Genomic DNA, 10,028 nt, shown 5'->3' with positions numbered 1-10,028 from the left:
GGTGAAGGGTTCTATACCTATCCCAAATAAACCTATCCCAAATACGGCCTGGCGGGCTGCGCCGCGCGCCTGGGGGTCAGAGATGCTCCCTGGGCGAAGAAAAATCGACGCAGTCTGCCAGTAATTCGCGCATTGCCTGCACCAGCGGGCGGTCATCGCCCCGGCGCCATTGCACCGAATACAGCAGCGGCGCCAGCGGCTGCGGATGGTCCAGGCGCGCCAGCGGGTGGGCATCGTCTGCATGCAGCGCCCAGCCGCTGGGCAGAAAGCCCACGCCCAGCCCGCGCCGCAGCATGCCCGCGACAGCCGTCCAGTTATTACAGGAGAGGCGCGTGACATGCGGGATGTGTTGCGCCATCAGCCAGTCATCCAGGATGCGCGTGGTTCCTGCGCCAGCAGGCAGGGTGATCAGCGGCATCTCCTGGAGCAAGGCGGCTAGCCCGCGCTGCCGCGGCCGGCGGCCCGCGAGCAGGGCGGGGGCGGCGACCCATTCGAAGTCTGCCCGGCCGATGGGCTGCGACAGAATATCGCTGCGGGAAGAGCGCCCGGCGATCACCGCCAAATCCAGTTTTCCTGCCGCCAGCCGCTGCTCCAGCGGGGCGCCCATATCCACATCCAAGGCCAAGTGCAGCGCGGGGTGGCGCGCGCGGGCCTGGGCGGCAAAGTCCGGCAGCCAGCTCAGCGCTGACAATTCCCCCGCGCCCAATTCGAAACTGCCGCTCAGGCTGCTGCCCTGACTGCTGGCCGCTTGCTGCAAGGCTTGCGCCGCATCCAGGGCGCCCAGGGCGACAGGCAGCAGACGCTGGCCGTCATGGGTGAGGGTGGCGCGATTGCCGCGCCTATCGAATAGCTGCACGCCCAGGGCGCTTTCCAGCTCGCTGATCCGTTTTGACAGAGAGGAGAGCGAAAGGTGCAGGCGCTGGGCGGCCGTGGCGAAATTGGCGCAGGTGGCGGCCCGGTAAAAGGCTTCGATCTGTTTGAGGGTCGGCGGCATCATGGCATGACGGTCCGTGAAGAGAGACTGAGGGCGCTGAGACGGCTGCGGGCTAGGGGTTAACACCAGGGTGACGCGGGCTGGGCCGGGGTTTTGCATGGCGGAGCGCAGCGCATGCCGGGCGCCGCAGCCAGCATGGCCGCCATTATCGGGTATGACAGTCTTTTTTTGTTCGATTTTATTCAAGCTGCGGCTGGTGTTTATTTCAATTTACCAAATAAAGAGCCATTTTTAGAATGCGCTTCATCGTCGTATTCAAGGCGCAGCACCCATGTCTCTTCCTTCTATGAACGCCAGCGAGCGCCGCAAATTGCGCGGTGTTTTGAACTTGCAGGATTTCGAACACCGGGCCCGGCGCCATTTGCCCCGGCCGCTGTTCGAGTATGTGGCAGGCACGGTGGAAGATGGCCGCGCCGGGCGTGATAACCAGCAGGCCTTGCTGGAATATGGTCTGCTGCCGCGCATTCTGACGGATGTATCGAACCGCAGCCAGAAAGTGGAGCTGTTTGGCCGTACCTACGACAGTCCGTTCGGCATTGCGCCCATGGGGCTGTCTGCCTTGACGGCCTACCGTGGCGATATCGTGCAAGCACGTGCCGCGCGCGCCGCGAATATTCCTGCCGTGCTGAGCGGCACCTCCGTGATTCCGCTGGAAACCGTGATGGAAGAGGTGCCCGGCACCTGGTTTCAGGCCTATCTGCCGGGTGATAGCGAACGGATTGCCGCCTTGCTGGACCGCGTGGCGCGCACGGGTTGCGATACGCTGGTGGTGACGGTGGATATTCCCGTCAATGCCAACCGGGAAAACAATATCCGCGCCGGCTTTTCCACGCCGCTCAAGCCCAGCCTGCGCCTGGCCTGGGACGGCCTGACGCGGCCATCGTGGTTGCTGGGCACCTTTCTGCGGACATTGCTGCGTCACGGCATGCCGCATTTCGAGAATTCATTTGCCACGCGTGGCGCGCCTATTCTGTCTGCCACTGTCCTGCGCGATTTCAGCGCGCGTGATCACCTGAACTGGCGCCATTTCGCAGACATCCGGCGGCAGTGGCACGGCAATCTGGTGATCAAGGGCATTTTGCATCCGGCGGATGCGCGCCTGGCCCAAGAACATGGCGCTGATGCTGTGATTGTTTCCAACCACGGTGGCCGCCAGCTGGATGGCGCCATTTCACCCTTGCGTTCTTTGCAGGCGGTCGTGGCGGCTGTGCCGGATTTGCCGGTCATGGTCGATAGCGGTTTCCGGCGCGGGTCGGATGTCATGGTCGCGCTGGCCATGGGCGCTCGCATGGTGTTTGTCGGGCGCCCCTTTAACTACGCCGCGGCGATTGCCGGCGAGGCAGGCGTGGCCCATGCGATTGATTTGCTGCGCGAGGAAATCAGCCGCAACATGGGCATGCTGGGCATTAACCGTTGCGATGAATTGACTCCCGCGTGCCTGGTGCCGCGCACCCTTTCCTGACCCTGTTCTTAGCGAGGCCCTTATGTCTAGCCACCCTCAAACCGAAACCGCAGCGCTCTGCCGGGCGCCTTTGGCGCAGTTCGAAGCACCGGCTTTCGAGGTGCCGCCCGGCGCTGTCGATACCCATGCCCATGTCGTCGCCGCCAGCGATGCCTACCCGATGGTTGCCAACCGCAGCTATACGCCGCCGCCTGCGCCTGAGCAGAAATACCTGGCGATGCTCGACAGCAATCACATGAGCTATGGCGTGCTGATACAAATCAGTGTTTATGGCACGGATAACCGCTATATGCTGGAAGTGCTGCAGCGTCATCCGCAGCGGCTGCGCGGTATTGCCGTGGTGGATGCCGACATCAGCGACCAGGAACTCGAAGCCATGCATGCGGCTGGCGTGCGCGGCCTGCGCATCAATGTGCTGTTTGGCGGCGGTATCGGGTTTGATGCCATGGAACGGCTGGCGGCGCGCATTGCGCCGCTGGGCTGGCACATGCAGTTCCTGATGGACGTGCGTGATCTGCCGGAACTGATGCCGCGCATGACGCGCCTGCCTGTGCCTGGCGTGATCGACCATATGGGGCATGCCCCGGTTTCCATGGGGCTGGATGCGCCGGGTTACCAGGCTATGCGCAGCCTGGTGGCGGATCATGGCTTCTGGGTCAAATTGTCGGGCGCTTACCGCATCAGCGACGACTTTGAAACTTTCCGCGATGTTGCGCCGCTGGCGCAATCGCTGATCGAACTGGCACCGGACCGCATGGTCTGGGGCAGTGACTGGCCGCACGTGGCGCGCGAGCAAATGCCGGATACCGGGAAATTGCTCAATCTGTTGCCACAGTGGGCGCCGGATGCGCAGACGCGCCGCCGCATTCTGGTCGATAACCCCGCGCGTCTCTATGGCTTTCCTGCCACGCCGGCCTGAATGGCGGCAGGCGGCAGAGCGGCATACAGATATTCATAAATAGGAGACAGGATGATGAGCTGGTATTCGGAACTTTCCCCCAAGGAACGGAAAACTTTTATCGCCGCCTTTGGCGGCTGGGCGCTGGACGCGCTCGATTTCATGGTGTTCACCTTCGTTATTACGACCTTGATCACCTTGTTCAATATCGACCGCACCCAGGCCGGGATGCTCGGGACGGTCACATTGCTGTTCTCGGCAGTGGGCGGCTGGCTTGCCGGTATCCTGGCTGACCGTTATGGCCGTGTGCGGGTGCTGCAGGCAACGATTCTGTGGTTCTCCGTGTGCACGGTGCTGATCGGCTTTGCGCAGAATTTTGAGCAGGTCTTTGTGCTGCGCGCCCTGCAAGGCCTGGGTTTTGGCGGCGAGTGGGCCGTAGGCTCGGTGCTGATGGGTGAAATCGTGCGGACGCAATACCGCGGCCGTGCCGTTGGTACCGTGCAGAGCGGCTGGGCCATTGGCTGGGGCTTGGCAGCGCTGCTTTATACCCTGGCTTTCAGTGTCTTGCCGGAAGACTGGGCCTGGCGTTCGCTGTTCTGGATCGGCGTGATCCCGGCGCTGCTGGTGTTGTATATCCGCCGCCATGTGCCGGAACCCGAAATCTTTGAGCGCACCAAGAAAGAACAGGCCAGCCGGGGTGAGCGCAGTTCGCCGTGGAAAATCTTTTCGCCCGGGCTGCTCAAAACCACGGTGCTGAGCGCGATTCTGTGCACTGGCGTGCAGGGCGGCTATTACGCCGTGACAACCTGGCTGCCGACGTTCCTGAAGAGCGAGCGCCACTTGTCGGTGGTGGGCACTGGCGGTTATCTGATGGTCATCATCGTGGGCTCGTTCATCGGCTATATCGTGGGCGCTTATCTCACGGATCGCCTGGGGCGCCGCGCCAATCTGCTGATCTTTGCCGTGATTTCGTGCATCAGCGTGTATGCCTATACGCAATTCCAGCTGAGCAATGAACAGATGCTGTATCTGGGCTTCCCGCTGGGCTTTGCCGCTTCGGGAATTTTCAGCGGCATGGGGGCCTATCTGACCGAGCTGTTCCCGTCGGATGTGCGGGCGACCGGACAAGGGTTCGCCTATAACTTCGGCCGAGGGGTGGGCGCGCTGTTCCCCAGCCTGGTGGGCTATCTCTCCGGGGCGACGGGGCTGGGCATGGCAATTGGCATCTTCGCCGGAACGGCTTATGCGGTCGTGCTGGTAACGGCCTTGCTGCTGCCTGAAACCAAGGGCCGCGAAATCGGCTAAGGGCAGCCGGCGCGAGGCTGGCGGCCCGGCCAAGCGGCTGCCAGCCTGTGCGCGTCAGGGCGGCGCAATCGGGCAGTCCAATCGGGTGGCCCAAGCCTTCTGGCGAAGGTTTGAGTAAATTGGCAAAGGGTTTACAATAACCCGTAAGCTAATTGCAGGAAGTCTGTCTGGAACAGACCCTTGCGTTACTCCTAGGCGGCTTGCCGGGCTTACGCCCCAAGCCGCTTTTTGTTTGCCCGCGCATTTTGCGCAAGCGTATCCAGTTTTGGGAATTGCTGAAATATCATGATGGGCGATTGGTTGCTTCCGGAAGGGATTGCCGACACATTGCCGGCAGAAGCACGACGTATCGAAGAGCTGCGCCGCAAGTTGCTGGATCTCTACCGGGTTTATGGCTATGAGCTGGTGGCGCCGCCGCTGGTCGAATACATAGATTCACTGTTGTCGGGTACCGGGCGGGATTTGAGCCTGCGTACATTCAAGCTGGTGGACCAGCTGTCCGGCCGCACCCTGGGCATACGTGCCGACATGACGCGTCAGGTGACGCGCATCGACGCGCACCTGCTGAACCGTGATGCCGTGACGCGTTTGTGCTATTGCGGCACGGTGCTGCATACGCGGCCGGCTGGTTTGCTGTCGCAGCGCGAATTGCTGCAGATCGGCGCGGAACTGTATGGTCATGCCGGTGTGGAAGCCGACCTTGAAATCGTGCGCCTGGCTTTCGCCAGCGCCCGCGTGGCGGGCGTCGAAGATGCCCGGCTGGATCTGTACCATCCCGGGCTGGCGCAGGCCATCCTGGAAGCCGATCCCGCCATTCAGCCGCATGCCGAAGCGGTCTATACCCTGTTGCGCGACAAGGATATTCCTGGGTTGCGCGAGTTGGCCGCAGTTGCGGCAGGCGTAGCGCCCGCTACCTGGGCGGCGCTGGAACGGCTGCCCAGCCTGTATGGCGGCCTGGAAGTGCTGGACCGCGCGCGGCACAGCCTGCCAGCCTTGCCTGGCGTGGCGGCGGCGCTGGATCAGCTGCAAACCATGGCGCAGGCGCTGGATGTGCCCTGCATCAGCATCGACCTGGCGGAAGTGGGGGGCTACGGCTATCACTCCGGGGTGACTTTCGCGATTTACGCGCAAGGCTGGCATGATGAAGTTGTGCGTGGCGGCCGTTACGACAAAGTCGGGGAATCTGGTTTGCGGGCGCGCCCGGCGACCGGCTTCAGCCTGGATTTGCGCAAGCTGGCTGCCGGTTTGCAGCCGGCCCAGGCCTCTCCGGCCATCCGGGCGCCCTGGAGCACGGATCCTGTCCTGGAAAAAGTGGTGCAGGAACTGCGCAGCCACGGTGAAGTCGTGGTGCAGATGCTGCCCGGCCACGAGCATGAGCAGGATGAGTTCTTCTGCGACAGGGAACTTTACGAACACGAAGGCGCCTGGAAGTTGCGGTCGCTGGAACGTGCCTGATATCGGCATGTGACCAGAGCGGAGGCCGCCATGGCGTCCGTTCCAGGGCTTTTCCGGATTTGAATCTCCTTTTTTCGAATACAGACATGGCTAAGAACGTAGTAGTGATTGGCACCCAGTGGGGTGATGAAGGCAAGGGCAAGATCGTTGACTGGCTGGCAGAATCGGCCCAGGGCGTCGTGCGTTTCCAGGGCGGCCACAATGCCGGCCACACGCTGTGGATCAACGGCAATAAAACCGTGTTGCGCCTGATTCCCTCGGGCATCATGCATCCTGGCGTGACCTGCTACATCGGCAATGGCGTCGTGCTGTCGCCGCAGGCGCTGATGACGGAAGTGGCCGAGCTGGAAGCCGCTGGCCTGGATGTGCGTTCCCGCCTGAAAATTTCCGAGGCCTGCACGCTGATCCTGCCGTACCACGTGGCTGTGGATCAGGCCCGCGAAGCGCGCAAGGGCGAAGGCAAGATCGGCACGACCGGCCGCGGCATTGGCCCGGCCTATGAAGACAAGGTTGGCCGCCGCGCCCTGCGTGTGCAGGATCTGTACGACGAAGCCCAATTCGCCGCCAAGCTGGAAGAAGTGCTGGATTACCATAACTTCGTGCTGACGCAATACCTGGGTGGCACGGCTGTCGAATTCCAGAAGGTGCTGGACGAAGCGCTGGCCTTTGCGCCCATCATCAAGCCCATGGTGGCAGACGTTTCGACGCTGCTGTTCGAAGCCCGCGAAGCCGGCCAGAACCTGCTGTTCGAAGGTGCGCAAGGCGCGCTGCTGGATGTGGACCACGGCACTTACCCCTTTGTCACCAGCAGCAATTGCATTGCTGGCGCGGCCTCTGCCGGCGCTGGCGTCGGCCCGCAGGCGCTGTCCTATGTGCTGGGTATCACCAAGGCATACGCCACACGTGTCGGTTCCGGCCCGTTCCCCACGGAACTGCATGACGACATCGGATCTTATCTGGCCAAGGTGGGCAAGGAATTCGGCGCCGTCACGGGCCGTCCGCGCCGTTGCGGCTGGTTCGATGGCGCCGCGCTGAAGCGCTCGGTGCGTCTCAATGGCATCAGCGGCTTGTGCATTACCAAGCTCGACGTGCTCGATGGCCTGAAAGAAATCAAGATCGGCGTGGGTTACAACCTGGATGGCAAGTTCGTTGACGTGCTGCCCAGCGGCGCCGCGGCGGTGGCCCGCACGGAAGCCGTGTTTGAAACCCTGCCGGGCTGGACGGAATCCACCGTTGGCGTGCAATCCTATGATGCGCTGCCGGCGAATGCGCGCCGCTACCTGGAGCGCATGGCGGAAGTCTGCGGTGTGCCCATCGCAATGGTATCGACCGGGCCGGACCGCAATGAAACCATCCTGATGAAGCATCCGTTCAAGGATTAAACCCTGTTTTTCGGCCACTGACACGCTCAAGTGGCTGATTCGAAAAGACAGCGGACGCCGCTTGGCGTTATGATTTCTGCCGCAGCCATCAGGCTGCGGTTTTTTTTATCGCCAGGCAGCGGATGTCTGGGAGGCAGCGGACTCGCTGCGGCCCGGAAAAATCGCGCTAGCCTGGCATTTTTTGACGTTGCCGGGCGCCTGGATGGCCGTCTGGAACTCGCATGGAGTAATGAGTATGGCCCTTCCTGAAAACACCGATAGCGACCTGTGGGTCAGCTGGGAAGAATATAACCGCCTGATCGAAAGCCTGAGCCTCAAGGTGTACGAATCCGGCTGGGCGTTCGACAAGATTCTGTGCCTGGCTCGTGGCGGCGTGCGTGTTGGGGATGTCATCTCGCGCATTTATGACGTGCCGCTGGGCATTCTGGCGACCAGCAGCTATCGGGAAGCGGCGGGCACTCAGCAGGGAGACCTGGATATTGCCCAGTTCATTACCATTACGCGCGGCTCGCTGGACGGCAAAGTGCTGCTGGTTGACGACATGGTCGATACCGGTCTGACCTTCAACCGGGTGCGTGAACACCTGCGCCATCAATTCCCGGCCATTACCGAGTTGCGGACGGCCGTGCTGTGGTGGAAGGGGCGCGCGCAGGCGACGCCGGATTACTATGTCCAGCGCTTGCCGACCAACCCCTGGATTCACCAGCCGTTCGAAGATTACGACAGCCTGCGGCCGCATCAGCTGGCTGCCTGGATGCAGAAAGGCGTCAAAAACACTTGATCGTTTCCCGCCGGTCTTGACCAAGCTGGCCGGGATGGACTCAGACCAGGGCTGCAAGCGCTTGCCGGTATTATCAGGCAGGGACTGGCAGAGGGCCTGATCAGAGACTAAGTCAGGGATTAAGTCAGGGACGGCCTGGCATGATCGCAGCCACGCTGCGGGCATGCACAGCACGCAAGCCTGAATGACAGGTCCGGTTCAGCCTTCCCGGCAGGGAAGGCTTGCCGGGCCTGTTTTTATTGCTGCTGGTTCAGCAAGTGCAGGCGCTTATCGGTAAAGACGCAGAGCACGCCCGCCTGGGTGTGCATAACCTGATAGTTGAAATCGCAATACGTCGCGGCCACTTGCAGCGGCAATTGTTGATTGCCCCAGTTGCTGGGCTGGAAGTAGGACAGCTGCCCAGGTTTGCATGCCTTGGCTTCCTCATCAGTGGAATAAGCGCACAGCGTATCCTGGGGAATGCTATCTGCCTTGCCGCAAGCGGACAATAAACTGGCGGCTGCGATAGCGAGCAGCATGGGAAGAGTTTTTTTCATGACGCACTAAGAAAATGGAAAAAAGTGCCGCAGCGGATGCGGCAGGGGAATTATGGCACTAAGTGCCGGCAGGCGTCTGGCGGCCTGGCGCGGCAAAGCGGCAGTAAAGCGTGCTTAAGTATTGATGGGTATTGCTGGGTATTGCTGTTGTGGGGCGGCGGGTAGGGCAAGCCAAAAAGGCTACAATGCCCATGGGGAGTTACCGCCGTGGCGGGCTCGCTCGCAGCATATCGAAATTGGCAGTATGAGCATCAAAAAGAAACCCGCATCACGCAAGAAAACAGCAGCAAGCAAAACAAGCCGTCATCGTGGCAGCACGCGATCGGGCAGTGGGCGGGTCGGGCGTTTCATCAGGGCGTGCGGCGCTTCTGCGCTGGCCTCGTTTCTGGCTGCCAGCTGTGCGTTGCATCCCGAGTTCCGGCCTGATTTATCCCTGGAGGCCCTGGTCTCCCGCCTGGAATGGCAGGGCGATGCGCCGCAGGCGCGGCCGGGGCACGACAGTATCCAGACTGCCTTTGCCAATTGCCCGCAATTCTTCCCTGGCGGCCAGCCGCCAGTTGTGCCGGATCAGCCCAGACTGCGGGAATTATGTTTCAGCGCCTTTGCCATTCTGCATGGCGGGCAGTGGAAAACACCGGTCTTTGTCGCGCAGCGCTTGAATCGGCAAATGTTGCAGCAAGGCCAGGGCATAGGCCGCACCAACAAATTCTACGAAGAAGGCCGCTTGCCGGCGGCAGACAGATCCAGGCTTCAGGATTACCGCGGTTCGGGCTACTCGCGCGGCCATATGGCGCCGGCGGGAGACATGCATACGGCAGATGCCATGGCGCAAAGCTTTTCGCTCGCCAACATGGTGCCCCAAAATCAAATTCACAACGGCGGGGCCTGGAGCCGCATCGAGCAGGACACACGCAAATACGTGCAGCGCGCGCGTGGCGATGTCTATATCTTTACCGGCCCAGTGTTTGACACTGACCCTGCCGTCATCGGGGCGGGCCGGGTCGCTGTGCCCAGCCATCTCTACAAGCTCGTCTATGACGCCAGTACCGGGCGCGCCTGGGTGCATTGGCAGGCGAACCGGGCCGATACCAAGGCGGGGGCGCCCATCAGCTACGAAGAATTCGTCAGGCGCACCGGCCTGCAGCTTCTGCCGCCAGGCGCCGCGCAATAAGCGGGCTGCCAGCTGTAGCGGCTGGGGTGGCAGGAGGGTGGTAA

The 10,028-nt window shown here is 61.8% G+C and carries 9 protein-coding genes; 7 read left to right on the top strand and 2 right to left on the bottom strand.

Features of this window, described 5'->3' with window-relative positions:
* Positions 1 to 76: 76 nt before the first annotated feature.
* Positions 77 to 997, bottom strand: a complete 921-nt coding sequence (locus tag ACTJGZ_RS09385; protein WP_441662666.1) for a LysR family transcriptional regulator — start codon at positions 995 to 997, stop codon at positions 77 to 79.
* 268 nt (positions 998 to 1,265) lie between these two features.
* On the opposite strand from ACTJGZ_RS09385, the gene ACTJGZ_RS09380 reads away from it, so the two are divergent.
* From ACTJGZ_RS09380 to ACTJGZ_RS09355, 6 genes are all read left to right on the top strand, one after another.
* The gene (locus ACTJGZ_RS09380; RefSeq protein ID WP_441662665.1) at positions 1,266 to 2,456 is read left to right on the top strand and encodes an alpha-hydroxy acid oxidase; all 1,191 of its coding nucleotides are present in this window, start codon (positions 1,266 to 1,268) and stop codon (positions 2,454 to 2,456) included.
* A gap of 22 nt (positions 2,457 to 2,478) precedes the next feature.
* Complete coding sequence (locus ACTJGZ_RS09375; RefSeq protein WP_441662664.1) at positions 2,479 to 3,375, top strand: amidohydrolase family protein; 897 nt, start codon at positions 2,479 to 2,481, stop codon at positions 3,373 to 3,375.
* Positions 3,376 to 3,429: 54 nt separating this feature from the next.
* A complete protein-coding gene (locus tag ACTJGZ_RS09370) occupies positions 3,430 to 4,659 on the top strand; it encodes an MFS transporter (protein ID WP_441662668.1) in 1,230 nt (409 codons plus the stop codon).
* Between the two features lie 288 nt (positions 4,660 to 4,947).
* Positions 4,948 to 6,114, top strand: coding sequence for an ATP phosphoribosyltransferase regulatory subunit (locus ACTJGZ_RS09365; protein ID WP_441662667.1), 1,167 nt, complete (start codon positions 4,948 to 4,950; stop codon positions 6,112 to 6,114).
* A gap of 86 nt (positions 6,115 to 6,200) precedes the next feature.
* Entirely contained in the window at positions 6,201 to 7,496 is a 1,296-nt protein-coding gene (locus ACTJGZ_RS09360) for an adenylosuccinate synthase (protein ID WP_441662663.1), read from the top strand.
* A 235-nt stretch (positions 7,497 to 7,731) separates the two neighbouring features.
* Positions 7,732 to 8,277 carry a phosphoribosyltransferase gene (locus tag ACTJGZ_RS09355; RefSeq protein ID WP_441662662.1) on the top strand — a complete coding sequence of 182 codons (546 nt, stop codon included), beginning with the start codon at positions 7,732 to 7,734 and terminating at the stop codon, positions 8,275 to 8,277.
* Between the two features lie 236 nt (positions 8,278 to 8,513).
* Here ACTJGZ_RS09355 and ACTJGZ_RS09350 read toward each other — a convergent pair whose 3' ends face one another.
* Positions 8,514 to 8,813, bottom strand: a complete 300-nt coding sequence (locus ACTJGZ_RS09350; protein ID WP_441662661.1) for a hypothetical protein — start codon at positions 8,811 to 8,813, stop codon at positions 8,514 to 8,516.
* 244 nt (positions 8,814 to 9,057) lie between these two features.
* On the opposite strand from ACTJGZ_RS09350, the gene ACTJGZ_RS09345 reads away from it, so the two are divergent.
* Entirely contained in the window at positions 9,058 to 9,984 is a 927-nt protein-coding gene (locus ACTJGZ_RS09345; protein WP_441662660.1) for a DNA/RNA non-specific endonuclease, read from the top strand.
* Positions 9,985 to 10,028 lie beyond the last annotated feature (44 nt).

Origin of the sequence: Kerstersia sp., from assembly GCF_052103615.1 — a bacterium.
Classification (GTDB): Bacteria; Pseudomonadota; Gammaproteobacteria; order Burkholderiales; family Burkholderiaceae_B; genus Kerstersia.
Note: the sequence above shows the minus strand (reverse complement) of the source record. Positions and strands in the feature narration are given on the sequence as shown.